Here is a 24300-nt window from a genome sequence, read left to right on the forward strand (position 1 = left end):
TCTCGCGTAAGCGCGCTACACGCCGAGCGAGGCCTTATAGAGCCCGATCTGCCGTTCGCGGCCGATCTGGTCGGTCAGCTTCTCCCAGGCGGCGGCGATGTTGTTCGCCCCGGTTTGCGCGTCGACCTTGCCGGCGAAAATCTTCGTCAGCTCGTCCTCCGCGATGCTGTAGTACTGGAAGATGCCGGGGATGCGCGGCTCGACAGCCCGGTTGGGGTGGTTATAGGAGGCGAGCTGCGAGTTCAGGTAGGAGGTGATGTACTTCTTGTCATAACCCGCTGCGACCCACTCATCATACTGGAAGTGGCTGGTGCGGTGAGCCTGGAAGCCCGACGGGTACAGCACCATCCAGAATGAGAGGTCCTTGCCGCCGAGATGCGCGGCCGCGCTCCAGGCGGCCTTGTGCTTCTTCTCGTCGCCATTGACGCGGGCCATCACATAGATGCCCCAGCCGAGATAGGCGCAGTTCGGCGCATGGCTCGGACCGCTCGGCAACTTGTCCCATTGCCCGGTCTTGGAATTATAGACGTCCTCCGAGCCCGGCAGGATGTCGAAGCCGACGACGTCGCCGATGACCGAGGTGTCGCTCGCCTTTGCCACCTGGCCGATGTCGCCCCACCACGGGATCATCGAGCCGATGCCAGCCAGGAACTGCTGGAAGCCCGTGGTGTTGGGATCGGCGTTGAGCTGATCGGCCGGCTCGGACGGTAGCGCGTCGATCACGTCCTGGATGGCGCGCACCCAGGCCGGGTTGTTGATGCGCGGCTTCATAGTGTCGATGTCGAACAGCCAGGCCTTGTCGTCGGGATGCTTGGCATACGCGGAGGCGCGGCTGCCGAGGAAATAGAAGCCGAAGCCGCCCCAGGGCTTTGGCGCATCGAGATAGCCGTAGACGTTCTGGTTCTTGAACTTCTTTCCTTTGAGGAATTTCGTCACCGCCTGGACCTGCTGCCAGGTTTTCGGCACGCCCCATTCGGTCGTGTTGCCGGCATCCTTCCAGGCTTTTGCAAGCGTTGCGTCCGAGAACACGTCGGTGCGGTAGTTGAAGTTGTGGCAATCGCCGTCGATGGTGACGCGATAGGTCTTGCCGTTCCAGGTGCCGACCGGCGGCTTCAAATAGTCGACATAGTCGTCGATATCGATCTGCTTCTTGACCCAGTCCGGCATCTCCGACGCCAGGCCCTTGCCGCAGACGTCGCCTTCGAACGGCGCGCCCATCTCCAGGATGTCGAAATCGACCGTGCCGGTCGCGATCGCCTGTTGGAGCCGCGGGTTGTAGTCGGCCTGGGCGAGATCGATCCAGGAGATTTTTGCGCCCGTATAGGCCTCCCACGGCTTGAGGAAGCCGCGGAACAGGAGGTTATGCAGGTTCTGATTATTCAATCCCATGAAGGAAAGCTCGACGCCCTTGAACTCGCCTTCCTTGATGCTCGCCTTGGTCGGGCCGAGGCAGAGCTCGCCGACCTTCTGCCAGTCGGCGTCGGTCGGCGCGCCCTTGCCCACGCCTGGAATTTGCCCAATCTGCGCGCGAAGATTGTTTTGTGCGAGCGCAATCTCCGAGAACGTGCCGAGCGCTCCACTCGTGCCCAATGCCGCGGCGCTTGCCGCACCCTTCAGCACCGTACGCCGGTTCGGACGGAGTGCGGAAAGCCAATCATAATCTTGCTGTTTCATCGCGATACCCTCCCTTATTGACTTTCTTGATGTGAAGTCTGAGTAGCCGAAGCACATCGAGGACGTGACGTTCGTGCACTTCGGTGTCGTCGTGATGGGTGACTGAGGCCGCTTTCGAGTATGCAACGGCGCCCATCAATGTCAACGAAAGCACGCGGAGTTGAAGCCGCCTGCCGCCGATCAGAAATGGCGAAGAAAATTTTCGCGATGCCGCGCTGCAAGATGAATGTTCGCGCGCGACATCATCTCGACGTCACATTTATGCCGAACGTGCCACGCAGCCCCTGGCCTCGTTAACTCAAGCCTCGGGCGGGATGACGCCTTTCTTGAAGATGAAGCAGCCATAGAAGCGCAGCTCCCCGGTCTGGATCACGCAATAGGATTTCTTCGCAAGCTCATAGAAGGCGAAGCGCTCGACCGAGCCCATTGGGCAGGATCGCCCCTCTGCCGCGTCGATTTCCGCCTGCACCTCGCGTTGCACAGGCGGGATCTCGTTGGGCTGGCCGACGATTTCCATGCGCGAGGCCGGTCTGTCGACAAAGCTGTCGAGTGGCAGCACCGACAGGATCGCGCGCGCGGCGCGGGCAGCGGTGACATTGTCGATGCGAATGAGCTTGCCCAGCACGGTCTGGCGCGCCACGGCATCGGCCGGAAAATTGGTATCGCAGAGCACGAGGTCGTCGCCGTGCCCCATGGACCTCAGCGCGTAAAGAACATCGGCATTCAGAAGCGGGTCGATCGATTTCAGCATGCAACGCCTCCCGGGACGCGGATCAGTTTCTTAGGCTGACGACTATCCAACGTCACGGCGCCGCCGTCCATATCGACGTCAAAGTCCGCAGTCCGGTTCAATTCGGCTTGAACCGGACTCGGTTGGTTCGCTTAAGGCCCGCCGGTCAGAGCAGCCCGTTTTTCTTCAGGATCTCCGGAGCATTCTCCTTGGTGATCAGCATGGTCGGCAACGTGATGACCGGTTGCAGCTTCTCGCCCTTGAGCAGCTTGACCGCCTGCCGCAGACCCTCGGCACCGGGCGTCGCATAGAGGAACGTCGCCGTGAGCTGACCTTTGGAGACCCAGGTGACGCCTTCGTCAGGTAGCCCGTCGATGCCTATGATGAACTTGATGTCCTTGTCGCGGCCGGCGTCCTTCGCGGCGAGATAGGCGCCATAGGCCATCGGATCGTTGTGGCCATAGACCAGGTCGATCTTTTCGTTGTTGCGCAGGGCGGTCGTCATGATGTTGTAGGCCTTGTCCTGCTTCCAGTCGCCCGACTGGTTGTTGAGCAGGTACTTGATGCCCGGCTCCTTGTCGGTGTGGGCATGGAAGCCGTCGTGCCGGTCATGCGCCGGCTGGGTGCCCATGCCGCCCCAGATTTCGACGACGTTGCCGGCCGCCTTGCCGGGACCGCCGAGCAGCTTGACCGCATGCTCGCCGGCCGCCTTGCCGATCGCGACATTATCGCCGCCGATGAACTGGGTGATGCGCTTGGTGTCGACGTTGCGGTCGAGCACGATCACCGGAATCTTGGCGTCGATCGCCTTCTCGACGACGCCGGTCAGTCCCGCCGACTCCTTGGGCGAGATCAGGAGCACGTTGACCTGCTGCACGATGAGGTTTTCGCAGTCGGCGACCTGCTTCTCGGTCTTGTCCTGGCCGTCGGTGATGACGAGGTCGACGTCCGGCTGGTTCTTCGCTTCGGCCTGGATGTCCTTGTTGAACTGCACGCGCCACGGCTCGAGCGTGGTGCACTGGCTGAAGCCGACCTTCCACTTGCCTGCGGCCTTGGCCGGGCTCCAGCCGGCCGGCAGATACACGGTCATGGCCGCGCCGGCCACGGTGGTCGACAGTTTCAAGAAATCACGACGCTTCATCGAGGTCCTCCCTTTGTTTTGATTGCGCCTTGGCGGCGTTTGGCAGCCGGTAGGCTTCGGCTGTTTTCGGATCGGCGTTGGCTTCCCGCGACCGGTTGAACCGCCATCGCGAGATGAGCTGACCGAGATTCTGCTCCTGCACCAGCACGGTGCAGACGATGATCAGGCCCTTCATCAGGAGCTGGACGTTGGAGTCGATGTTCTGAAGCTGAAGAATGTCCGACAGCAGCCCGAAGATCAGGACGCCGACGAAGGTGCCGGCGAGGCCGCCGCGCCCGCCCATCAGGCTGGTGCCACCGATCACCACCGCCGCGATCGCATCGAGCTCGAGGCCGGCGCCGGCATCGGGCTTGCCTTGTCGATATTGTGCGACGAACAGCACGCCGGCGATCCCCGCCAAAAGTCCGGAAAGAAGATAAGCCGTGAGCTGGACCTGGGCGACCTTGATGCCCGAGAGCTTGGCAGCCTCGACGTTGCCGCCGATCGCATAAGCATAGCGGCCGAACGTCGTGAAACGCAGGATCGCGCCGAACAGGACGATCGCCGCCAGGAAGAAGACGCTCGGCACCGGCAGCACGCCCCAGAGCATGGAGCGCAGCAGCTCGAAGGCCTCGGTGGCATTGGTGCCGGTATAGACCGGCACAACGGCGTTGTCCGACCCGGCCGTCAACCGCGCGATGCCCAGTGCGCTGACCATCATCGCGAGCGTCACGATGAAGGGCTGCATCCGGCCGGTGACGATCAGGAGCCCGTTGATGGCCCCGAGCAGAAGCGCGAGGCAGGGCGCTACCAGAAGCACGCCGAGCACGCCGAACTTGACCGGCACCTGGCTCGCCGTCCACCACCCAATTGCAATGGCGACGATGAAGCCGAGCAGCGCGGGAATGCCGACGCTGCGCCAGCGCGACAGCGCGATGTCACGGCGCCGCCCGGCGCCGACATCGCGGCCGCGCGCAAGCCCTGCGAAGATGAAGCGTGCGGCCAGCGCCGCGGCCACACCACAGACCAGCACCGCCGCCGGCACGCCCAGCGCCGAGGCAGCCGTCCAGCCGGGCTTGGTGAGCAGCATCGCGCAGATCACGGTCGAGAAGCCCATGACGGAGCCGACCGACAGGTCGATGCCGCCAAGCAGGATGACCATGGTCATGCCGGTCGCGACCAGCCCCGTGATCGAGACCTGACGGAGCACGTCAGTCAGGTTGCCGTAGGACAGGAAGATGTTGTTGCCGGACGAAGTGTGCGGTGAGGTGAGGGCGCCGATCAGGCAGATCAGCAGCAATCCCCAATAGAGTTTGGTTTGCGAGAGGAGTCTAAGTGCCTTCATCATGCTTCTTCCTGCGACCACGTCGCCATGCCGGGTGCGGCAAGACGCATCACCGCCTCCTGCGTTGCGCTCTCGCGCGTCAAGAGGCCGGTCTGCCGTCCCTCGCACATCACGAGAATCCGATCGGACAGCAGCAGGAGCTCCGGCATTTCCGACGTCACCACGATGATGCCGAGACCCTTTGCGGCGAGATCGAAGATCAGGCGATAGATCTCCTGCTTGGCGCCGATGTCGATGCCGCGGGTCGGCTCGTCGAGCAGGAGAATGCGCGGCTCGGTGGCAAGCCACTTGCCGATCACGACCTTCTGCTGGTTGCCGCCCGACAGCGCTGCGGCCGCTTGTCCGATGCCGGTGCAGCGGACCGAGAGCCGACCGACCATCTCGCGGGCCAATGCACGCTCGCGCGCGAAAGCGCGCAGGCCGAATTGCGAGAGCGCCCCGATGGACGGCAGCGCGATGTTGTCGCAGATCGAGGCGGCGAGATGCAGGCCGCGCTCCTTGCGGTCTTCGCTGACGAGCGCGAGGCCAAGGCGATAGGCATCGGCCGGCGCGTTGATGTCGGCTATCTCACCGTCGATCGCAATGGTGCCGCCGCGCCAGCCACGGGCGACGCCGAAGATCGATTCCAGGATCTCGGTCCGCCCGGAGCCGAGCAGGCCGCCGATACCCAAAATCTCTCCGCGCCTGAGCTCGAAGCTGACGCCGTGCAACATCCGGCGCCATCCGTGCGGACTGAGCGTGTCGAGCGTCAGGTCTTTAACGGACAGGATGACCGTGCCATCCGCCGCTGCCGCACCGCGGTCGCTTGCGGCCATGTCGCGGCCGACCATCGCCGCGATGATCGCGCCGCGTGACAATTCGCCGATCGGCGCCGTAACCACCCGTCTGCCGTCGCGCAGCACGGTGACGCGGTCGGCGAGTTCGAGCACCTCCTCGATGCGGTGCGAGGTGTAGACGATCGCGACGCCTTCGGCTGCGAGCTGTCGCACGATCTTGAACAGCGTTTCGCATTCCGACGACGACAGCGCCGAGGTGGGCTCGTCCATGATGAGGATACGGGCATCGAGCGACAGCGCCTTGGCAATTTCCACCAGCTGCTGCTCGCCGACGCGCAAGTCGGCAACGCGACTCTCCGCGTCGAGCCTCACGCCCAGCCGCGCCAGCAGGCGCCCGGCCGCCTTGACCATGCGGCGACGATCGATCAGCAGGCCCGCGATCAGCGGCTCGCGACCAAGAAAGATGTTGTCGGCCACGCTCAGCTCGGGAACGAGATTGAGCTCCTGGTGGATGATCGCGACGCCGGCTTCCTCGGCGGCGCGCACGCCGGCGAACAACACCGCCTGGCCTTCGACCTGAATGACACCGTCATAGCTCGTGTGCACGCCGGCGAGGATCTTCATCAAGGTGCTCTTGCCGGCGCCGTTCTCGCCCATCAGTGCGTGCACTTCGCCGGGGCATAGATCGAAGTCGACGTTGTGGAGAGCCTTTACGCCGGCGAAGGATTTTGAGACCTGTTCGGCGGAGAGAGCGACGTGACCGCTCGGCGCACTTGCACGGGCGCCAAGCTCGATCACGCGGGAGGACGCGCGTGATTCATCCTGCGCTCCGAGAGCACCGACGCGTGCTTCCATTGCTGCTCCTCCCAGCCCCGGCTCTTCAGTCTCTGACGGACATCGAGCCGCAGGGTGATGCTTGTTATTTTGCTGATATGCTAGTTATATCAGATGCGCCTCGTCAAGCCTTCGTCCGCGCTATTGGACTTCGCCAACCGAAAAAGTGAAAATCAGCCGGGGGATTCACAGGATGCATTCAATCGGCGGGTTCAGGGGCGGAACCGTTGCAGCGCGAGGGCACAGGGCAGGCGGGTCGAAAGTCGACCAGGCCTATCTCGCACTGAAACGAGCCATCGTGTCGGGACAGCTCGCGCCGGAAACGCCGATCGACAAGACCGAGTGGTGCGCCACCTTCGAGGTGTCGCGGCTCTCGATCACCACCGCAATCAACCGGCTCGCCTTTGAAGGTCTCGTCGTGGTCGAGCCGCAGCGCGGCTCCTATGTCGCGCGGATTCACCTCGAGGATGTGCGGCAATGGATGCTGATGCGACGCGCGTTGGAGGTGGAAGTCGTCGGGGTCTGTGCCGCCGACATGTCGGGCGAGGCGATCGCGGTGCTTGGTCAGAATCTCGCCTATCAAAAAGCCGCCATCGCCAGTGGAGATCTTGAAGGCTTCCATGAGCTCGATACCAGGTTTCACCGCCAGATGACGGAAACCCTCAACCTTGCGCGCGTCGGCGAGGTGCTTGATCCGATCCGCACTCATCTCGAGCGGGTGCGGCGGACCCTGCTGCCCGAACCTGGGCGGCCCGAGGGGACGTTCCGCGAGCACGAAGCCATCTATCACGCGATTGCCACCCGTAAGCCGGACCAGGCCAGGCGCGAAATGGCAGATCATCTTGACCGCGTCTCGCGCGAGTTGCAGTCCTTTGTCGCCAAGCACCCCGGCTTCTTCGACGAGTAGAGGCCTTCATCGGCCGTCATCGCTTCAGGCGAAAGCATCATGTATCTCGGCATCGATCTCGGCACCTCCGCGGTCAAGACCGTCCTCGTCGACGACACCCAGCACGTGATCGCGAGCGCGAGCAGGTCGCTTGCGACTGCCTCGCCACGTCCCGGTTTTTCCGAGCAGGATCCGCGGCAATGGATCGAGGCGGCGTTTACAACCCTGGACGAGCTGAAAGCGGATCATCCGCGCGAGCTGGCCGGGGTCGAGGGCATCGGACTGTCCGGCCAGATGCACGGCGCGACGCTGCTGGACGCTGAGCTCAAGCCGCTCCACCCCTGCATTCTCTGGAATGATGGCCGCTCTGCGGCCGAGTGCCGCCTGCTCGAAGAGCGCTGGCCGGCCTTGCGCACCACGACCGGCAACAAGGCGATGCCCGGCTTCACTGCGCCGAAGCTTTTGTGGATCGCGGCGCACGAGCCCGAGATCTTTGCCGCGACCAAACTCGTGCTGCTACCGAAGGCCTATTTGCGGCTGATCCTGACGGGCGAGGCGATCGAGGATGTCTCAGACGCCTCGGGATCGCTATGGCTCGACGTCGCGCGGCGCGACTGGTCGGATGAGGGCCTTGCCGCGACCGGCCTGACGCGCGCGCACATGCCGCGGCTGGTCGAAGGCTGTGCGCCGTCGGCGCGGCTGACGCGCGAACTCGGCGAGCGCTGGGGCATGGTGAAACGGCCGATGATTGCGGGTGGCGCCGGCGACAACCCGGCCGGTGCCGTCGGCATCGGAGCGATCCGCCCGGGAACCGCGTTCATCTCGCTGGGGACATCAGGCGCGCTGTTGACGCCCACGGACAGGATTGCCGCGAACCCGGATCGCGTCGTGCACACCTTCGCACATGCGATCCCGGCAATGTGGATTCAAGCCGGCGCGATCCTGTCGGCCGCGTCCTGCCTCGCCTGGTTCGCGCGGCTGCTTGGCGCCCCGGAAGCCGAATTGCTGGCGCCGCTCGGTGCGCGCCCGCAAGCGCCTTCGCCTGTCAGCTTCCTGCCTTATCTTGCCGGTGAGCGGACGCCGCATGACGACCCGAATGTGCGCGGCATGCTCGATGGTCTGAGCCACGGCACCGATCGCAAGGCGATCGTGCAGGCCGTGCTCGAAGGCGTCGCGTTTGCGCTGGCCGATTGCCGCGACGCACTCGCGGCCGCCGGCCTTGCCGTCGCGGAGGCCGATGCGATCGGCGGCGGGTCGCGGTCCACCTTCTGGCTCGCGGTGCTGGCGAACGTGCTGAACATGCCGATCCACCGCTTTGCAGCAGGCGAGACCGGCGCCGCGTTCGGTGCGGCGAGATTGGGGCGCCTTGCTGTCACCGGCGAGGCGGTCGCGGCCGTCTGTACGCCGCCGCAGCGCGTCGAGACTTTTGAACCCGAGCGGGCGCTCGCCCATGCCTACGCCGAACGCCTGCCCGCATGGCGCGAACTGTACCGGCCGCGCCATTAGCGTCGTGCGTTCCGCATGTGCAGCTCTTCGATATTGTCGGTTCGGTATTGCCCTGCGCCGCCGCCTTTTGTTTAATGGTCGAACCGCGCTGACAACGAAAGAGACGCGGGTGGGAAACGCATTGTGCGCCGGGAGGCACGATGAACGATCCGATCCTCGAGATGCGCGGGGTCTCCAAATCCTTCTTCGGCATCAAGGCGCTGCGCGCCGTTGACCTCACCGTCTATGCCGGCGAGGTCCACGCGCTGATGGGCGAGAACGGCGCCGGTAAGTCGACCCTGATGAAAATTTTATCGGGCGCCTACCGGCCCGATCCCGGTGGCGAAATCCGCATCGAGGGCAAGCCGGTACGGATCGAAGGTCCGCTCGGCGGCCGCGCCGCCGGCATCTCGATCATCTATCAGGAACTATCTTTAGCCCCCAACTTGAGCGTCGCGGAGAATATTTATCTCGGCCGCGAGGTCTCGCGTTCGGGATTCCTCGCGCGCGGCGACATGCGCGTCGGTGTCGGCCCGATCCTGGAGCGGCTGGGCGCCGACTTCACCCCGTCGACGCTGGTGGCACATCTTTCCATGGGCCAGCGCCAGCTGGTCGAGATCGCCCGTGCGCTGCACGCGCGTTCCAAAATCCTGATCATGGATGAGCCGACCACCGCGCTGTCGGCCGGCGAGAGCGAGCGGCTGTTCGCATTGGTCCGGCAACTGCGCGCCGAAGGGCTTGCCATCATCTATATCTCGCATCGTATGGACGAGGTTTACGCGCTCGGCGATCGCGTCACGGTGCTGCGTGATGGACGCCTAGTCGGCTCGCTCGACAAGTCCGACATCCGCGCCGACAGCATCGTCCGCATGATGGTCGGGCGCGACGTCTCGTCGTTCTACAAGAAGGACCACGATCCCGAGGCTGGAAAGGGGCATCCGGTGCTCACCGCAACCGATATGTCCGACGGGCAGCGCGTAAAGGGCTGCTCGCTGACCGTGCATGCGGGCGAGGTCGTGGGACTGGCCGGCCTGATCGGCGCAGGCCGCACCGAACTTGCACATCTGATCATCGGCGCTGCGCCGAAGATTTCCGGCCGTGTCGAGCTCGAAGGCTGCCCAATCGACATCCGCACGCCCGGCGAGGCGCTCGAGGTCGGCATCGCCTATCTCACCGAGGACCGCAAGGCGCTCGGCCTGTTCCTGGACATGTCGTGCCAGGATAACATCAACCTTGCCGTGCTTGGGCGCGATGCGAAGCTCGGCTGGTTCCTCGATCGCGACAAGGCGCGTGAGCGCGCCGACAGGGCTTTCGCAGGGTTAAGCATCCGTGCCGCCAACGCCGGCGTCCCCGCAGGCGGACTGTCCGGCGGTAACCAGCAGAAGGTGCTGCTCTCGCGGCTGCTTGCAATCGGACCGAAAGTCCTGATCCTTGACGAGCCGACGCGCGGCGTCGACGTCGGGGCCAAGTCCGAAATCTATTCGATCATCGACAATCTCGCCAAGGCTGGCACGGCGATCCTCATCATCTCGTCCGATCTGCCCGAGATTATCGGCATCTGCGACCGCGTCATCGTGATGCGCCTGGGGCACGTCGAGGGCGAGATCAGGCGAACCGCGACACAGCCGCTGACCGAGGAGGATATCATGGCACTTGCCACGGGGATGGAGCACCTCGATGCCTGATCAGGGATCTTCACCAGCAAAGGCGGCCACGGCAAACGGGCTTGCCGCTGCCCAGGAGACGAAACGCCAGCGGGTCAGGCTCCTGATCCAGGCGGCCGGCATGCTGCCGGTGCTGCTGCTCCTGTGCGCCGGCTTTCATTACCTGTCGGACGGCCGTTTCTTTACCGGCCAGAATCTCGGCATCGTTCTGCAGCAGGCTGCCGTCAACACCGTGCTCGCGGCGGGCATGACCTTCGTCATCCTCACCGGCGGCATCGACCTGTCGGTCGGCTCGATCCTGGCGGCGTCCGCGATGGCCGGATTGACGCTGTCAAAGCTGCCCGAGCTCGGGGCGCTGTGGCTGCCGGCTGCCGTCCTCACCGGCCTCGGTTTCGGTGTCGTCAATGGCGCGCTGATCGCGCTGCTGCGGCTGCCGCCCTTCATCGTCACGCTCGGCTCGCTCACCGCCGTGCGCGGCCTGGCGCGCCTGCTCGGCGCCGACACCACCGTGTTCAACCCTTCCATTCCCTATGCCTTCATCGGCAACGGCTCACTCACCCTCATTCCTGGCGTGATCTCGATTCCCTGGCTGTCGGTGATTGCGCTGCTCGTGATCCTCGTTTCCTGGCTGGTGCTGCGCCGGACCGTGCTCGGCGTGCACATCTACGCGGTCGGCGGCAATGAAAGCGCAGCGCGGCTCGCCGGCATCAAGGTCTGGGCGGTGCTGATCTTCGTCTATGGCGTGTCAGGACTGTTTGCAGGCCTCGGCGGCGCGATGCAGGCGGCGCGACTCTACGCGGCAAACGGATTGCAGCTCGGACAAAGCTACGAGCTCGATGCGATCACCGCAGTGATCCTCGGCGGCACGTCCTTCGTCGGCGGTATCGGCTCGATCTGGGGAACACTGGTCGGCGCGCTGATCATTGCTGTGCTGTCGAACGGCCTGATCCTGGTCGGCGTATCCGACATCTGGCAATACGTCATCAAGGGGCTGGTGATCATCGGCGCGGTCGCGCTCGATCGTTACCGCCTGCAAGGCTCGGCGCGCACCTGACGATCGGTGCGCGAAGGTACAGCCACTCGCGCTGTGGCACTCCGTTGCGGCAACTGGTCAGCCGCGCGGGACATCAAGTCAGACCAGGGAGGAAGCCAATGTTGAAGACGATCTCGCTTACCAGCGCCGCCGTGGCGCTTGCCCTGAGCTCCGCGCCGCTGCAGGCGAAGGAGCTCAAATCCATCGGCGTCTCGCTCGGTTCACTCGGCAACCCGTTCTTCGTCGCGCTGTCGAAGGGCGCCGAGTTCGAGGCCAAGAAAACCAATCCCAACGTGAAGGTCACGACCGTCGGCTTCGAATACGATCTCGGCAAGCAGGTGACCCAGATCGACAACTTCATCGCCGCCGGCGTCGACCTGATCCTCCTGAATCCCGGCGATCCCAAGGCTATCGGCCCTGCGATCAAGAAGGCGCAGGCCGCGGGCATCATCGTCGTCGCGGTCGACACCGCCGCCGAGGGCGCCGATGCCACGGTGACCACGAACAACGTCCAGGCCGGCGAGATCTCCTGCCAGTACATCGTCGACAAGCTCGGCGGCAAAGGCGAGGTGATCATCGAGAACGGCCCGCAGGTCTCCGCGGTGATCGATCGCGTGAACGGCTGCAAGAGCGTGTTCGGCAAGAACCCCGGTATCAAGGTCCTGTCCAGCGACCAGGACGGCAAGGGCTCGCGCGAAGGTGGCCTCACGGTGGCGCAGGGCTACCTGACCCGCTTCCCGAAGATCGATGCCATCTTCGCCATCAACGATCCGCAGGCGATCGGCACTGATCTGGCCGCGCGCCAGCAGAGCCGCTCCGGCATCGTCATCACCGCCGTCGACGGCGCCCCCGACATCGAGGCCGCGCTGAAAGACCCGCAGTCGCCGCAGATTCAGGCCTCGGCCTCGCAGGATCCGTTCTTCATGGCGCGCCGCGCCGTGCAGGTCGGCGTCGGCATCCTGGGCGGGCAGAAGCCCGCCTCGACCGTCGAGTTGCTGCCGTCGAAGCTCGTGACGCGCGACAACGTCGCCGACTACAAGGGCTGGACGTCGGATCGCACACAGTAGCGGTGGCGGCCGCCATCTGAGCATGATCCGGAAGATCATGCTCAACAACAACCAATGTCTCCAGCGCCGCCTCTTGCAGGCGGCGCTGGAACGCTGCATGACGGTCGGCGTTTGTGATCGACGGCCTTGCGCCGCTCGGTGAACTTTTCTGGATGCGCCGCCCATGACTCAAACTGAGACTCAAACTGATCGTTCGCCTCACTTCGCATCCCGCCTCGTCGGGAGATACGCGCTCGTGACCGGAGCGTCGCAAGGCATCGGGCGCGCGATCGCCGTCCGTTTCGCGCAGGAAGGGGCAACCGTCGCCATCAACTATCTGGAGCACCGTGCGGATGCGGAGAACACGCTTGCGCAGGCGCAGGCGGCCTCGCGCGAGCGCGGCCATGGCGAGCGGGATCATGTTGTCGTTCAGGCCAATGTCGCCGTCGAGGCGGACATCGCGCGGATGTTCGACACGCTGCTGTCGCGCTGGCCGCGGCTCGATTGCCTCGTCAACAATGCCGGCTTCCAGAAGCAATCGCCGAGCGAAGCACTCGATATCGAGGCCTATCGGCGCATCATCGACGTCAATCTCAACGGCGCGGTGCTCTGCGCGCAGAAGGCGCTGGCGCATTTCCTCGCGCGCGGCGGCGGTGGCACCATCGTCAATTGCTCGAGCGTACACCAGATTGTACCGAAGCCGGGCTATCTCGCTTATTCGATCAGCAAGGGCGGCATGGCGAACCTGACGCGCACGCTGGCGCTCGAATTCGCCGGCCGCGGCATTCGCGTCAACGCGGTAGGGCCGGGCGCGATCGACACGCCGATCAACGCGGCCTGGACCGGCGACGCAAAAAAGCGCGCCGCGGTAGAGGATCACATTCCGCTCGGGCGTGTCGGAACGGTCGAAGAGATCGCCGCGGTGTTCGCCTTTCTCGCCTCCGACGAGTCGAGCTATATCACCGGCCAGACCATCTACGCCTGCGGCGGCATCACGCTGTTCGGCGAATTCCGCGACAACTGGGCGAGCTAGAGCTTCCGACGTCTGCTACACTCCGCCTCAATGCGAAACGCGCGCACGCACGTGACAAGCGGCAAACGGGAGGGGGAACATGTCAGCGACCATGGGCTCCGATGAGCAAGGAAGGGGCTATTTTCCACCCTGGAAGCTGAAGACCTCGGGCGTCATCCTGCCCGAGGAGCGGCTGCCGTGGGGCCAGACCATCATTGCCAGCCTCCAGCATGGCGTCGCGATGTCGGGGGCAACCATCATCGCGCCGCTGCTGATGGGGTTCGATCCCAATCTCGCGCTGTTCTTTTCCGGCGTCGGCACGCTGATCTTCTTTACGGTCGTTGCCGGACGCGTGCCGAGCTATCTCGGCTCCAGCTTCGCCTTCATCGCCGTCGTCATTGCGGCGACCGGCTATTCCGGGCAGGGGCCGAATCCCAATATCGAGGTCGCGCTCGGCGGCATCGTCGGCGCCGGCGTGCTCTACGGCATCATCGCGCTGATCGTGATGTGGGCCGGCGTCGGCTGGGTCGAGCGGTTGATGCCGCCGGTCGTCACCGGTGCCGTCGTTGCCGCGATCGGCCTCAATCTCGCGCCGGTGGCCGTGAAGGCCGTGAGCGCGAGCGCATTCGACACCTGGGTCGGACTGTTGACCGTTCTGATCATCGGCCTGACCGCGGTGGCGGCTCCGGGATTGTGGCGCCGGCTGCCGATCATCGTCGGCGCCATCGGCGGCTATCTCCTTTATCTCCTGCTCGCCAATGGCTTCGGTCTGGGCAAGCCGATCGATTTCACCCAGCTTTCGGCCGCGCCATGGATCGGGCTGCCAAAATTCACCACGCCGACCTTCCATGGCGACGCGATCTTCCTGATCGCGCCGGTCGCGATCATTCTTGTTGCCGAGAATCTCGGCCACATCAAAGCCATCGGCGTGATGACTGGGCGAAGTCTGGACGGCTATCTCGGCCGCGCGTTCCTCGGCGACAGCCTTGCAACGATCGTCTCGGCCTGCGGCGGCGGCACCGGCGTCACCACCTATGCGGAGAACATCGGCGTCATGGCGGCGACGAAGGTCTATTCGACGCTGCTGTTCGCGGTGACATCCGTGGTGTCGATCCTGCTCGGCTTCTCGCCCAAATTCGGTGCGCTGATCCTGTCGATCCCGGGTCCCGTGATCGGCGGCCTGTCGATCGTGCTGTTCGGCCTGATCGCGGCGATGGCCGGGCGAATTTGGGTCGAGAACAAGGTCGACTTCTCCAGCCCGCGCAACCTGATCACGGTCGCGGTTGCGCTCACAGCCGGCGCCGGCGATCTCACACTGAAGTTCGGCGCTTTCACGATCGGCGGCATCGGCACCGCGACGTTCGGCGCGATCATCCTCTATCAGATTTTGGCCACGAAGGACGCGGGTAACTGATCAGCGGAAGCCGAGATGCGCCGATTCCGTCAGGCCGTCGGCAGCTCGAGCGCGATCACGCCGTCGCCGCCGTCTGCGGCCCTGACGCTATCGCGCGCCACCGATTCGATGGCGGGCCACCGCTCGCGGAACAGCGCCGATGCGTCGTGGAAGTTCGGGGCGTCGACCCTGACACAGCAGGCCCGCCGTTTGCCGCCATCCGCTATCTGAAATGAGAAGGTGAAGCCGACCCGCTCCGCATCGCCGTCGATCGCCCGCAGTTTTTGCATCAGTGTCCCCTGATGTTGCATTCACCGGCGCACCTTGCGTTTTCGATTTGGAAATTCCTGCGGCGCGATTGTGGCGCCGATCAAATAGGTTTGCAGTGTTGCAAACATCTGACACTTGTCGTGAGGTGGCGCCGCCAGGCCTTGTTCCCAATGACTACGATTGAGGCAGCCGGCCGAACGCATGAGCTCGAAGACGGACATGGGAGCGAGACTCCATATCATCGCAAGCGTGACGCTTGCCGTTGCAACCGCCTTGAGTGGGGCAGTGAATGTCGGCTCATCGGCGCGCGCCCAGCCGGCGGCGCTTACCGCGAAGCAATCCACGGCGCTCGAGGCCTACAATCGGGCCTTGAGTGACTTCAAGGCGATCCTCAGCCAACGACGCCGCCAGATCGACGCGCACGAGCCGCTTCCGAACCTGCCGGGGCAAGCCCTCTACCTTGCGCGCGTCGATGTCATGAGCACCTACAAGGATCTCACGGATGCGCTTCCGTCGCGGCTCGGACGACCCAACAAGTACGAGGTTCCGCCGGCCTATTTCGACGCCGACATCGAACCGCTGATCGACGAGTACCGCGCGCTCTTCGACGTCATGGAGGCGCCGCCTCCGAACGCGCAGGCCTCAGTGACTCCGTTCAAGGACGTCGTCGATCTCGGCACCGCGATCGCACGCGCAAAGGGGTTGGATGCGAAGGGCGCGGATGCGGCTGGCCGCATCAGCCTGGGGCTGTTCTTTGCGGAAACCAACGGCAAGCAGAATGTCGGAAACGGGCGTTCCAACACCTATATCGGCAGCTTTCAGACCGGCCCGTCCGAAGACCGCAATGGCCGCAAGCGATGGCAAGCGATCAAGCCGTCCATCGCCGCCCTCGATCCGAAGCTGATCGCGCGTGACGACAGGGAGGAGGCCCGTATCGGCAGCCTCGACCATCGGCTCAACCACTGGACCGCAGTGCGTGACGGCCTCATGAACGCGCACGCCGATCTGTTCGCGCAGATCCCCGATATCGCCAGGACGCTGCCGGACCCGATCGACCAGATGAAATTCTTCGAACTGATCCAGATCATCCCGACCGCGACGCGAGCCGCGCTGAAGTCGGGTAATTTACTTCAGAGCAGGGTCTCCGACCCGACCGTGATGAAATATCTGCGCAACAACAGCATCTTTGCCTACGGACGCACCGACCGGGCAAGAACGTCGGCGAGTTTCCGCGAAATCCTCGACGCAATGTGGCTGTTCAATCAGAAATTCACGCGGGTGCAGGCTGAGTTTGAACGCGTGCGGACGCGGTGAGGGCATTCACCTCATCGCATCCGCCAGCTTGCTCCATTCGCCTGCACCGATGCGAACGATCAGCTTCGATCCGCCGGCGCCATCGGGCTTGAACACCGAAGCCTCGCCCTCGCGCACGTCGAACCAGTCCTTGCCGAAGGCGTCCATGAGGTTCGGCTTATGCGAGATGATGACGAGATTGCCGCCCGCGGGCGGCGGCGTGGCCGCGAGCTTGCGCAGCGCCTGGGCGCGGCGGTTGTTCTCATCGGGCGACACCACGAGACCGCCCTCGGTGACGTCTGCGGATGCCGTGACAGTGCCGAAGCCAAGCAGCGTGCCGGTGTCGACCGCGCGCTGGAACGTGCTGGTGATGACCGTGCTGACGGGAATGCCGAGCCTGTGCATCGCAGCTCCGACCGCCGTGGCCTGCCCACGCCCTTCCTCGGTGAGCTGCCGCTGGGCCGCGACGTTTTTCATGTTGAGCGGATCGGTGTCGGCCTGGTTCGCATAGGTCGGACCGTGGCGGAATACGATGACGTAGCCGCCCTGACGGACCCCCTCCAGCCATTCGGGCTGCGCTGCCGTCACCGGATTGGCGGCGAGACCAAGCCACAAGATGAGCCACGCAAGGGCAATACGGATGCCAAGCATGATGTCGCCTCCCATCGGCCGGTCGCACGCCTGGCGCGGCTCGGCCATGCCGCACCCGACATAGCGCAAATGCGCGACGCAGGCTTTGCCGTCTTCATGAGGTTTTCGTGACGGGCGCTTTGCGTCTCATGGAGGAGGCGCCGGGGAAGGCCGGGTTGTACCCCTGATGCGAGCCTTAAATCAGGTCAGTTACCCTGACCATCTTTTGGCGTTGCAGTTTTAGCCATTTCTCGTCTAGAAACGCCTCACCGAGCCTCCCGGCAACGAACCGTCAACGGTTTTGGCCGAGGATTTTGTGGCTCAAAGGGTCTGGCAATGCTGATTCGCGGCCAAAACGACGGGATTTCGGGGGAGGCGGCTCTGGCCGTCTGCACCGCCGCGTCCCGGCCCGCGATCCTGCCCACCCTCCTTCTTGGCGAGCTCCTTCTTATCTGCCCCTGAGGGCCGGCTGGGCGACTGCGCCTGGGCACTCAGGGGTTGTACGAGATCACCGGACACCTCAAGCGCTCGAGCCAACCGAAGGGCGCACCAGCTTAAAGGAAATTTCAAAATGGCCCCCGTGAACAAGTCCGAGAAGGACCGCGTCATCATTTTCGACACCACCCTGCGCGACGGCGAGCAGTGCCCAGGCGCGACCATGACGTTCGAGGAGAAGCTCGAGGTTGCCGAACTGCTCGACGATATGGGCGTCGACGTGATCGAAGCCGGCTTCCCCATCACCTCCGAAGGCGACTTCCAGGCGGTCAGCGAGATCGCCCGCCGCTCCAAGAATTCGGTGATCGCCGGCCTGTCGCGCGCGCATCCGGCTGACATCGACCGTTGCGCCGAGGCGGTCAAGTTCGCCAAGCGCGGCCGCGTCCACACCGTGATCGCGACCTCGCCGCTGCACATGCGGGTGAAGTTGAACAAGACCCCGGAGCAGGTGATCGAGACCTCGGTTGCCATGGTCGCGCGTGCCCGCAATCTGATCGACGACGTCGAATGGTCGGCTGAGGACGGCACCCGCAGCGAGATGGACTTTCTCTGCCGCATCGTCGAGGCCGTCATCAAGGCTGGCGCAACCACGGTGAACATCCCCGACACCGTCGGCTACACTACGCCCGACGAGTACACTCACTTCATGAAGACGCTCATCGAGCGCGTGCCGAACTCGGACAAGGCGGTGTTCTCTGTGCATTGCCATAACGACCTCGGCATGGCCGTTGCGAATTCGCTGGCCGGCATCGTCGGCGGCGCGCGCCAGGTCGAGTGCACGATCAATGGCATCGGAGAGCGGGCGGGCAATGCCGCGCTCGAAGAGATCGTGATGGCGATCAACGTGCGCAACGACAAATTCCCGTACTGGAACAAGATCGACACCACGCAGCTCACCCGCGCTTCAAAGGTGGTGTCTGCGGCGACCTCGTTCCCGGTGCAGTACAACAAGGCGATCGTCGGCCGGAACGCCTTCGCGCATGAGAGCGGCATCCACCAGGACGGCGTGCTGAAGGACGCCTCGACCTACGAGATCATGCGGCCGGAGATGGTCGGCCTGAAGCAGTCCTCGCTGGTGCTGGGCAAGCATTCCGGCCGCCACGCCTTCGTGCACAAGCTGGAGGAGATGGGCTACAAGCTCGGCCCGAACCAGCTGGAGGATGCATTCGCGCGGATGAAGGCGCTGGCCGACCGCAAGAAGGACATCTACGACGAGGACATCGAGGCGCTGGTCGACGAGGAAATGGCGGCCTCGCACGACCGCATCAAGCTGACCTCGTTGACCGTGATCGCCGGCACGCATGGTCCGCAGCGTGCGACCATGAAGCTCGATGTCGACGGCCAGACCAGGATTGAGGAAGCCGAGGGCAACGGTCCGGTCGATGCCGTCTTCAACTGCATCAAGGCGCTGGTGCCGCACGAGGCCAAGCTCGAGCTGTACCAGGTCCACGCGGTCACCGAAGGCACCGACGCGCAGGCCGAGGTGTCGGTCCGTCTGTCCCATGACGGCCGTTCGATGACGGCGCGCGCGGCTGATCCGGACACGCTGGTTGCATCGGCCAAGGCCTATCTCGGCGCGCTCAACAAGATCGTCATGAAGCGCCAGCGCGATACGGTGACGACGGCGGCGGCGAGCTGACAAGCGAAGCTTGTCATTCCGGGTTCGATGCTCCGGGCCGCGCTCGCGCGGTCCCGTCGCATCGCCCCGGAATGGCCGTGATAAGAGATAGCAGCCCTGCTAACGACCAATAGCAGCGCGGCGCGCCGGCCTGTATTGATGCAGCCGGCTCGAGGAAGGCCGCCCGCGCGCCGGGCGGCCCAAACAATAACAAGGGAGAGATCATGCGCACCTTCGCGATCGCGGCATCCGTCGCGGCTTTGGTTCTGGGGCTTGGCGGTCCGGCAGCAGCCGACCCAATCGTCATCAAGTTCAGCCACGTGGTTGCGACCGATACGCCGAAGGGCAAGGCGGCCGAGAAGTTCAAGGAGCTTGCCGAGAAGTACACCGGCGGCAAAGTCAAGGTCGAGGTCTATCCGAACTCGACGCTCTACAAGGACAAGGAAGAGCTCGAGGCGCTCCAGCTCGGCAGCGTGCAGATGCTGGCGCCGTCCAACTCCAAGTTCGGTCCGCTCGGCATCCGCGAGTTCGAGGTGTTCGATCTGCCTTACATCCTTCCCGACCTGAAGACGCTGCGGAAGGTGACGGAGGGACCGCTAGGGGCAAAGCTGCTCAAGCTGCTGGACTCCAAGGGCATCATCGGCCTTGCCTATTGGGACAATGGCTTCAAGCAGATGAGCGCCAACAAGAAGCTCATCACTCCGGCCGACTATCAGGGTGTGAAATTCCGTATCCAGTCCTCGCGCGTGCTCCAGGCGCAGTTCAAGGCGCTGGGGTCGCTGCCGCAGGTGATGGCGTTCTCCGAGGTCTATCAGGCGCTCCAGACCGGCGTCGTCGACGGGCAGGAGAACACCTGGTCCAACATCTACACCCAGAAAATGCACGAGGTGCAGAAGTACATCACCCAGACCAATCACGGCTACATCGGCTACGTCGTGATCGTGAACAAGAAGTTCTGGGACGATCTGCCGGCCGACATCCGAGACCAGCTTGCGAAGGCCATGAAGGAAGCGACCGACTTCAACAACGCGCAGTCGCAGAAGGAGAACGACGACGCGCTCGCCGAGATCAAGAAGAGTGGCAAGAGCGAGATCATCTCGCTGACGTCCGAGCAGGACGAGGCAATGCGCAAGGCGATGGAGCCGGTCTACAAGGATGCCGCGAGCCGCGTCGGCCAGCCGTTGATCGACGAATTCCAGAAGGAAGCGAAGAGCGCGACGAATTGAGATTGCTGGCGATCGCAGAAGGGCTTCCGTGTGGACTGCGGAAGCCCTTCATTCGTTTTAGCGGTCATTGTTGCGAATGATTTCAAACTGCGACAACGGAGACGACGGAAGAGGTGTTTGGATGTGTCTCCGGATTACATCTTGGTAAGACTGGCGTCTCTATCGAAGTTGTAAGTTGAACACGGTGCAAATGGCGCCCATCTTCGGGGAACCTTGGAAGAGGAGGTTCGTATGAGAAAGTTCGCCATCGCCGCTATCGCCGCGCTCAGCATCGCCGGCTCCGGCGCCGTCTACGCGCAATATCACCGCTTCTCCGATCACATGCGCCACATGCGCATGAATCCGGAAGACCGCGCCGCCTTGGTCGACGCGCGGATCGCGGCCGTGCATGCCGGGTTGAAGCTGAATGCCGACCAGGAGAAGCTGTGGCCGCCGGTCGAGGCCGCTGTGCGCGATTTTGCCAAGCTGCGGATCGATCGCGCCAATGCGCGGATGAATGCTGGCCCCGGCGATGCCGACACGCCGGATGATCCGGTCGCCCGCCTGCGCCAGCGCGCTGACGACATGGGCGCCACGTCCGCGGCGCTGAAGAAGATCGCCGATGCCGCCGATCCCCTCTACAAGACCCTGGATGAGGGCCAGAAGCGGCGCCTGGCCGTCCTGACCCGTCACCAGGGCCCGTTCGGCGGTGAGGAGGGCTGGCGCCACCGCTTCATGGAGCACCGCATGGACCGCATGATGGACCGCGGCATGGACCACTTCCACGGCGGCGACCGGGATGGCGGGCCGGACCGGGACGGCGGGCGCCTGTAAGGCCCGCAATTCTCCGGGCATAGCGAGCGAAGCCGCTGGAATCCGGCGGCTTTTCTCTTTTTGGGACCCGGCCATGAAGACTTGGAAAACCTCGTCCACATCGCTTGCCTTCCCCGGATCGCTTTGCTAAACGACCGGCCTCGCAAGGCGTTAGCCGCCTTTCGGGCGCATAGCTCAGTTGGTAGAGCAGCTGACTCTTAATCAGCGGGTCCCAGGTTCGAGCCCTGGTGCGCCCACCAAGCTTTTCAATAGCTTAGGGGTTTCTCGCGGTCGTCATTCCGACAGACGGCCGACTGCTATTCCGACAAACCGGCTGCTTTTGTTCTTTCCTCTCGCCGCTTCTTCGTGCCCGAAATTAGCTGTTTCCGTGTGCGTTTCGCATAGGTCGGCAGCTGCCGGGATGACCGGTGGCGGCCTGCGGCTCTGAGCTCAGCGTCCGTTAGATCGCTGTCGGCGCCCTCGGTGAAGCCGCCGTGGCGGAACGAGGTGAATGACAGTTCTTCCCGCAGGCCGGCTGCACGAACGATCTTTTTCACGACCTCCCGGAGGTAGCGAAGATCCTGCCTGGCTGTGATCCATGGCAGCGGGGTAGGCGACCTCCGGTGCTTATGGTCACGCCGAAAGACGAGCCCGGTGACGATGGTCTGCCTGATGTCGTCGAGTTCTGCCATCAGCTCGGGAAACAAGGTCTCGCCAGTCTCGTCGAAAAGCGGCCACCAGGCTTCCTCGCCATTCTTGGGATGGACGATGCGCACACTGTTCGGGCGTTCTTTCGGTCGATAGTGGCTGATCTCGAAAGCTCCGAACACGTGTTCTTCTCGCTGGAGGCATTCCCATGCGACAAGTGCCGCTGTCGCGATTGATCGATAGCCAAGTTCGTTCGCCTTGGCGCGAAATGCCACCAACTCGTCCCAGGTCGCAGTCGGCGTCTCGCGCACCGGCTGTCCCGGTGCGCGCGCTTTCAGACCCATTTTTGAGAATGGATTGACGGTGGGCACTCTCTTTTCTTCTGCACGTTGACCGACGAACCAGGCACGGCGGCACGCCGTCATCGCGGCATTGGCAAAGCGGCGCCGTTCGCGTCGTACCACGTTTCCGTCGGCGTCCTTCTCTTCAACAATCAGCAGCTTGGCATAAACGGCGTCGACGAAGCCTTACGTAAAGTCGACGATCTGCTTCGACCCAGCGCGCGTGCCGTCCTTTAACAAGTGACCGGCGAATAGTGCCAAGCCCTGCTCATAGAGACGCTGCATCTTGTGGTCGATTTCCTTCCACTTCTGATGGGCCTTGAACACGTTGACAAGCCAATCAAAGAACCCTGGAATGATTCCAATCGGAACCATGTCGGTCATTCCGCGAGAGCGCCAACTGTCGAAGGCCGGCAGCAGAACGTACTCGGCGCGCTCAACCGCAGTGCTGTAATCTTCGCCAAGGGCCTCCGCCTTGACGTGACACCCTTGCGCACGCGCCCACGTCGGAGGCTCGAAGAAGTAGGCCCAACGGCCACTCTTCAACGGCTTTCGCCTGCAATACCGGGGCAATCTTAGAGCGGTCTTGGGAGGCTTCATACCAGCGCTGCCAGATCGGTTAACGGCCGATTCTGCCGGATAGCGAAGGCTCGCGCAACATACTCGTCTACGACCACCTTAGACCAAATTGGCTCTCGCGACCGGCCTCGGACTCGACAGTTCGTCGGCGATGGTGCACGCCCTTTGGAAATGGCGAGTATGAGTTCGTGCACGCTCCGGAAATCGAGATAGGCAGCGAGGGAAGACCTCGGACGACATCGCCCTGATCCTCGGCTTGTCCTGCGAGACGGTACGCTCGCACATGAAGCGTGCGATCCTGCACCTCAACGCATCGAACAGGCCGCACGCGATAGCGAAGGCGATCCAGCTTCGGCTCATCGACATGCCGTTCGCCTAGAACGACTTGTTCAACCTACGGCGCACTCCACGCGCAAGAGTGCAGTCGCCGCTCGCGCGCGCTGCTGGCAATGTCTTGCCATGGAGCAAGGCGAAGGCTGGACGCGAACCCGGCCGGTGACGCTGCTCGGCACAATGAGGCGGGACGCTTCTGGTGCGATGGCCAACTGCCTGTGAAATGAAAATCCGCTAAGTGCTTGATTTGCTGGTGGGCCCGGCAGGACTCGAACCTGCAACCAGACCGTTATGAGCGGTGGGAAAAGGGATGCGCCCGTTGATCCTTCTGCATTTTTTGTGATGTTTGGCGACGTTCGTCGCTCCTTGCGAGGTCGTTTCTGGTGCGAAACTGGTGGGTTAGCCAGCCTTCAATCCATCGCCTCAATGGCCTGGCTCGTGTCTTATTCGAGTTCTAGCACCGCACACCTCTACTGAAGGTTGGTTGGACTTCCACTCGTTCCGCCATATGCAGCTGAAATAATTGATATATTTTCGAAATTGCGAACATGACCCCCGGCATGACCCCCGTTCCGGCGCGCGTTTGAGCTGCCGTTAAGGGAATAGCCAACTGAAAACTCGCCTTAGGCGCCGCCCGACGGCCACCAAGCATGCAGGTGCAGCCCGGCTGACAGATAACTGGGCCTAGCGCCCAAAACCCTCTGCTTAGCCCCCTGCATTGCCTCGCTCCGGCACATCGCATGAACCAATAAATGAAATTCGGGCTGAGGAAATACGAGATGACTCACCCGCGCGATAGAATCGGCAGACATGAACCAACGGAGCTTCATCGCGCATTGCGGTATCGCCGCGCGCGACATGTTGATGTCCTACTTCGAGGTCCTCATCGTGCTGTCCACCGTGCTTCGCATCGAGCGCACGCGGCGGAGCGAAAATAATATGCTCGACCTGAGTCTTACCGGCTTTGACCTGACCGGACATGCGACACTGTCCTTTGGGCGCTACAATAAGTCGGCGTGCGTGGTAGACTTTCTGTCCTGTTGGTGAGGACGGACAGCGTTAAGTCCGAAGGGGGCC

22 protein-coding genes, 1 tRNA gene and 1 pseudogene are annotated in these 24300 nt (G+C 63.5%); 14 read left to right on the forward strand and 10 right to left on the reverse strand.

Features of this window, described 5'->3' with window-relative positions:
* Window positions 1–15: 15 nt before the first annotated feature.
* The 5 genes from NLN62_RS30745 to NLN62_RS30765 form a co-directional block, all read right to left on the reverse strand.
* Complete coding sequence (locus tag NLN62_RS30745) at window positions 16–1674, reverse strand: sugar ABC transporter substrate-binding protein (protein WP_254111314.1); 1659 nt, start codon at window positions 1672–1674, stop codon at window positions 16–18.
* A 298-nt stretch (window positions 1675–1972) separates the two neighbouring features.
* On the reverse strand, window positions 1973–2425 hold the full coding sequence (locus tag NLN62_RS30750) for an RbsD/FucU family protein (protein WP_254111315.1): 453 nt from the start codon (window positions 2423–2425) through the stop codon (window positions 1973–1975).
* Between the two features lie 145 nt (window positions 2426–2570).
* Window positions 2571–3545 carry a substrate-binding domain-containing protein gene (locus NLN62_RS30755; protein ID WP_027524522.1) on the reverse strand — a complete coding sequence of 325 codons (975 nt, stop codon included), beginning with the start codon at window positions 3543–3545 and terminating at the stop codon, window positions 2571–2573.
* Complete coding sequence (locus NLN62_RS30760; RefSeq protein ID WP_027524523.1) at window positions 3532–4869, reverse strand: ABC transporter permease; 1338 nt, start codon at window positions 4867–4869, stop codon at window positions 3532–3534. Before NLN62_RS30760 ends, NLN62_RS30755 begins: the two co-directional genes overlap by 14 nt.
* Window positions 4869–6500 (reverse strand): sugar ABC transporter ATP-binding protein, encoded by a 1632-nt coding sequence (locus tag NLN62_RS30765; protein WP_254111316.1) that lies wholly within the window; start codon window positions 6498–6500, stop codon window positions 4869–4871. Before NLN62_RS30765 ends, NLN62_RS30760 begins: the two co-directional genes overlap by 1 nt.
* A 172-nt stretch (window positions 6501–6672) precedes the next feature.
* Here NLN62_RS30765 and NLN62_RS30770 point away from each other — a divergent pair, with 172 nt between their 5' ends.
* The 7 genes from NLN62_RS30770 (at window position 6673) to NLN62_RS30800 (ending at window position 15019) form a co-directional block, all read left to right on the forward strand.
* Window positions 6673–7386 carry a GntR family transcriptional regulator gene (locus NLN62_RS30770; protein WP_254111317.1) on the forward strand — a complete coding sequence of 238 codons (714 nt, stop codon included), beginning with the start codon at window positions 6673–6675 and terminating at the stop codon, window positions 7384–7386.
* 39 nt (window positions 7387–7425) lie between these two features.
* Window positions 7426–8871 (forward strand): xylulokinase, encoded by a 1446-nt coding sequence (xylB, locus tag NLN62_RS30775; RefSeq protein WP_254111318.1) that lies wholly within the window; start codon window positions 7426–7428, stop codon window positions 8869–8871.
* A gap of 140 nt (window positions 8872–9011) precedes the next feature.
* The gene (locus tag NLN62_RS30780) at window positions 9012–10535 is read left to right on the forward strand and encodes a sugar ABC transporter ATP-binding protein (RefSeq protein ID WP_027524526.1); all 1524 of its coding nucleotides are present in this window, start codon (window positions 9012–9014) and stop codon (window positions 10533–10535) included.
* Window positions 10528–11568: a ribose ABC transporter permease gene (locus tag NLN62_RS30785; protein WP_027524527.1), complete on the forward strand. Its 1041-nt coding sequence runs from the start codon at window positions 10528–10530 to the stop codon at window positions 11566–11568. The genes NLN62_RS30780 and NLN62_RS30785 overlap by 8 nt, the downstream gene beginning before the upstream one ends.
* A 98-nt stretch (window positions 11569–11666) precedes the next feature.
* Window positions 11667–12614 (forward strand): ABC transporter substrate-binding protein, encoded by a 948-nt coding sequence (locus NLN62_RS30790; RefSeq protein WP_027524528.1) that lies wholly within the window; start codon window positions 11667–11669, stop codon window positions 12612–12614.
* A gap of 163 nt (window positions 12615–12777) precedes the next feature.
* Window positions 12778–13626 carry an SDR family oxidoreductase gene (locus NLN62_RS30795; protein WP_027524529.1) on the forward strand — a complete coding sequence of 283 codons (849 nt, stop codon included), beginning with the start codon at window positions 12778–12780 and terminating at the stop codon, window positions 13624–13626.
* A gap of 79 nt (window positions 13627–13705) precedes the next feature.
* Window positions 13706–15019, forward strand: coding sequence for a solute carrier family 23 protein (locus NLN62_RS30800; RefSeq protein WP_051389845.1), 1314 nt, complete (start codon window positions 13706–13708; stop codon window positions 15017–15019).
* A gap of 29 nt (window positions 15020–15048) precedes the next feature.
* Here NLN62_RS30800 and NLN62_RS30805 read toward each other — a convergent pair whose 3' ends face one another.
* The gene (locus tag NLN62_RS30805) at window positions 15049–15288 is read right to left on the reverse strand and encodes a hypothetical protein (protein ID WP_156944454.1); all 240 of its coding nucleotides are present in this window, start codon (window positions 15286–15288) and stop codon (window positions 15049–15051) included.
* A gap of 21 nt (window positions 15289–15309) precedes the next feature.
* A complete protein-coding gene (locus tag NLN62_RS30810; protein ID WP_254111319.1) occupies window positions 15310–15489 on the reverse strand; it encodes a hypothetical protein in 180 nt (59 codons plus the stop codon).
* Here NLN62_RS30810 and NLN62_RS30815 point away from each other — a divergent pair.
* Entirely contained in the window at window positions 15488–16582 is a 1095-nt protein-coding gene (locus NLN62_RS30815; protein WP_254111320.1) for a hypothetical protein, read from the forward strand. The genes NLN62_RS30810 and NLN62_RS30815 overlap by 2 nt on opposite strands.
* Window positions 16583–16588: 6 nt before the next feature.
* On the opposite strand, the gene NLN62_RS30820 is transcribed toward NLN62_RS30815, so the two are convergent.
* Window positions 16589–17260, reverse strand: a complete 672-nt coding sequence (locus NLN62_RS30820; protein WP_254111321.1) for a histidine phosphatase family protein — start codon at window positions 17258–17260, stop codon at window positions 16589–16591.
* A 502-nt stretch (window positions 17261–17762) separates the two neighbouring features.
* On the opposite strand from NLN62_RS30820, the gene NLN62_RS30825 reads away from it, so the two are divergent.
* From NLN62_RS30825 to NLN62_RS30840, 4 genes are all read left to right on the forward strand, one after another.
* Complete coding sequence (locus NLN62_RS30825) at window positions 17763–19325, forward strand: 2-isopropylmalate synthase (RefSeq protein ID WP_027524534.1); 1563 nt, start codon at window positions 17763–17765, stop codon at window positions 19323–19325.
* Between the two features lie 203 nt (window positions 19326–19528).
* Window positions 19529–20530: a TRAP transporter substrate-binding protein gene (locus tag NLN62_RS30830; protein ID WP_254111322.1), complete on the forward strand. Its 1002-nt coding sequence runs from the start codon at window positions 19529–19531 to the stop codon at window positions 20528–20530.
* A gap of 231 nt (window positions 20531–20761) precedes the next feature.
* Window positions 20762–21343 carry a Spy/CpxP family protein refolding chaperone gene (locus tag NLN62_RS30835; RefSeq protein ID WP_254111323.1) on the forward strand — a complete coding sequence of 194 codons (582 nt, stop codon included), beginning with the start codon at window positions 20762–20764 and terminating at the stop codon, window positions 21341–21343.
* A 163-nt stretch (window positions 21344–21506) separates the two neighbouring features.
* A tRNA-Lys gene (locus tag NLN62_RS30840) sits at window positions 21507–21582 on the forward strand.
* A gap of 57 nt (window positions 21583–21639) precedes the next feature.
* On the opposite strand, the gene NLN62_RS30845 is transcribed toward NLN62_RS30840, so the two are convergent.
* Together NLN62_RS30845 and NLN62_RS30850 are read right to left on the reverse strand one after the other, a co-directional pair.
* Window positions 21640–22341: a hypothetical protein gene (locus NLN62_RS30845; RefSeq protein ID WP_254111324.1), complete on the reverse strand. Its 702-nt coding sequence runs from the start codon at window positions 22339–22341 to the stop codon at window positions 21640–21642.
* Window positions 22342–22497: 156 nt separating this feature from the next.
* Window positions 22498–22857 carry a hypothetical protein gene (locus NLN62_RS30850; RefSeq protein WP_051389847.1) on the reverse strand — a complete coding sequence of 120 codons (360 nt, stop codon included), beginning with the start codon at window positions 22855–22857 and terminating at the stop codon, window positions 22498–22500.
* Window positions 22858–23119: 262 nt separating this feature from the next.
* On the opposite strand from NLN62_RS30850, the pseudogene NLN62_RS53625 reads away from it, so the two are divergent.
* Window positions 23120–23269: pseudogene (locus NLN62_RS53625) on the forward strand (LuxR C-terminal-related transcriptional regulator); the annotation flags it as partial.
* Window positions 23270–24033: 764 nt separating this feature from the next.
* Entirely contained in the window at window positions 24034–24270 is a 237-nt protein-coding gene (locus NLN62_RS30855; RefSeq protein ID WP_027524537.1) for a hypothetical protein, read from the forward strand.
* Window positions 24271–24300 lie beyond the last annotated feature (30 nt).

It is taken from the genome of Bradyrhizobium sp. CCGUVB23 (genome assembly GCF_024199885.1).
Lineage (GTDB): Bacteria > Pseudomonadota > Alphaproteobacteria > Rhizobiales > Xanthobacteraceae > Bradyrhizobium.

What these genes read in the sequence shown, in the direction of transcription:
- NLN62_RS30745 (WP_254111314.1), bottom strand. Translation starts at nt 1,674, where the DNA reads ATGAAACAGCAAGATTATGATTGGCTTTCCGCACTCCGTCCGAACCGG.
- NLN62_RS30750 (WP_254111315.1), bottom strand. Translation starts at nt 2,425, where the DNA reads ATGCTGAAATCGATCGACCCGCTTCTGAATGCCGATGTTCTTTACGCG.
- NLN62_RS30755 (WP_027524522.1), bottom strand. Translation starts at nt 3,545, where the DNA reads ATGAAGCGTCGTGATTTCTTGAAACTGTCGACCACCGTGGCCGGCGCG.
- NLN62_RS30760 (WP_027524523.1), bottom strand. Translation starts at nt 4,869, where the DNA reads ATGAAGGCACTTAGACTCCTCTCGCAAACCAAACTCTATTGGGGATTG.
- NLN62_RS30765 (WP_254111316.1), bottom strand. Translation starts at nt 6,500, where the DNA reads ATGGAAGCACGCGTCGGTGCTCTCGGAGCGCAGGATGAATCACGCGCG.
- NLN62_RS30770 (WP_254111317.1), top strand. Translation starts at nt 6,673, where the DNA reads ATGCATTCAATCGGCGGGTTCAGGGGCGGAACCGTTGCAGCGCGAGGG.
- xylB (WP_254111318.1), top strand. Translation starts at nt 7,426, where the DNA reads ATGTATCTCGGCATCGATCTCGGCACCTCCGCGGTCAAGACCGTCCTC.
- NLN62_RS30780 (WP_027524526.1), top strand. Translation starts at nt 9,012, where the DNA reads ATGAACGATCCGATCCTCGAGATGCGCGGGGTCTCCAAATCCTTCTTC.
- NLN62_RS30785 (WP_027524527.1), top strand. Translation starts at nt 10,528, where the DNA reads ATGCCTGATCAGGGATCTTCACCAGCAAAGGCGGCCACGGCAAACGGG.
- NLN62_RS30790 (WP_027524528.1), top strand. Translation starts at nt 11,667, where the DNA reads ATGTTGAAGACGATCTCGCTTACCAGCGCCGCCGTGGCGCTTGCCCTG.
- NLN62_RS30795 (WP_027524529.1), top strand. Translation starts at nt 12,778, where the DNA reads ATGACTCAAACTGAGACTCAAACTGATCGTTCGCCTCACTTCGCATCC.
- NLN62_RS30800 (WP_051389845.1), top strand. Translation starts at nt 13,706, where the DNA reads ATGTCAGCGACCATGGGCTCCGATGAGCAAGGAAGGGGCTATTTTCCA.
- NLN62_RS30805 (WP_156944454.1), bottom strand. Translation starts at nt 15,288, where the DNA reads ATGCAAAAACTGCGGGCGATCGACGGCGATGCGGAGCGGGTCGGCTTC.
- NLN62_RS30815 (WP_254111320.1), top strand. Translation starts at nt 15,488, where the DNA reads ATGGGAGCGAGACTCCATATCATCGCAAGCGTGACGCTTGCCGTTGCA.
- NLN62_RS30810 (WP_254111319.1), bottom strand. Translation starts at nt 15,489, where the DNA reads ATGTCCGTCTTCGAGCTCATGCGTTCGGCCGGCTGCCTCAATCGTAGT.
- NLN62_RS30820 (WP_254111321.1), bottom strand. Translation starts at nt 17,260, where the DNA reads ATGGCCGAGCCGCGCCAGGCGTGCGACCGGCCGATGGGAGGCGACATC.
- NLN62_RS30825 (WP_027524534.1), top strand. Translation starts at nt 17,763, where the DNA reads ATGGCCCCCGTGAACAAGTCCGAGAAGGACCGCGTCATCATTTTCGAC.
- NLN62_RS30830 (WP_254111322.1), top strand. Translation starts at nt 19,529, where the DNA reads ATGCGCACCTTCGCGATCGCGGCATCCGTCGCGGCTTTGGTTCTGGGG.
- NLN62_RS30835 (WP_254111323.1), top strand. Translation starts at nt 20,762, where the DNA reads ATGAGAAAGTTCGCCATCGCCGCTATCGCCGCGCTCAGCATCGCCGGC.
- NLN62_RS30855 (WP_027524537.1), top strand. Translation starts at nt 24,034, where the DNA reads ATGAACCAACGGAGCTTCATCGCGCATTGCGGTATCGCCGCGCGCGAC.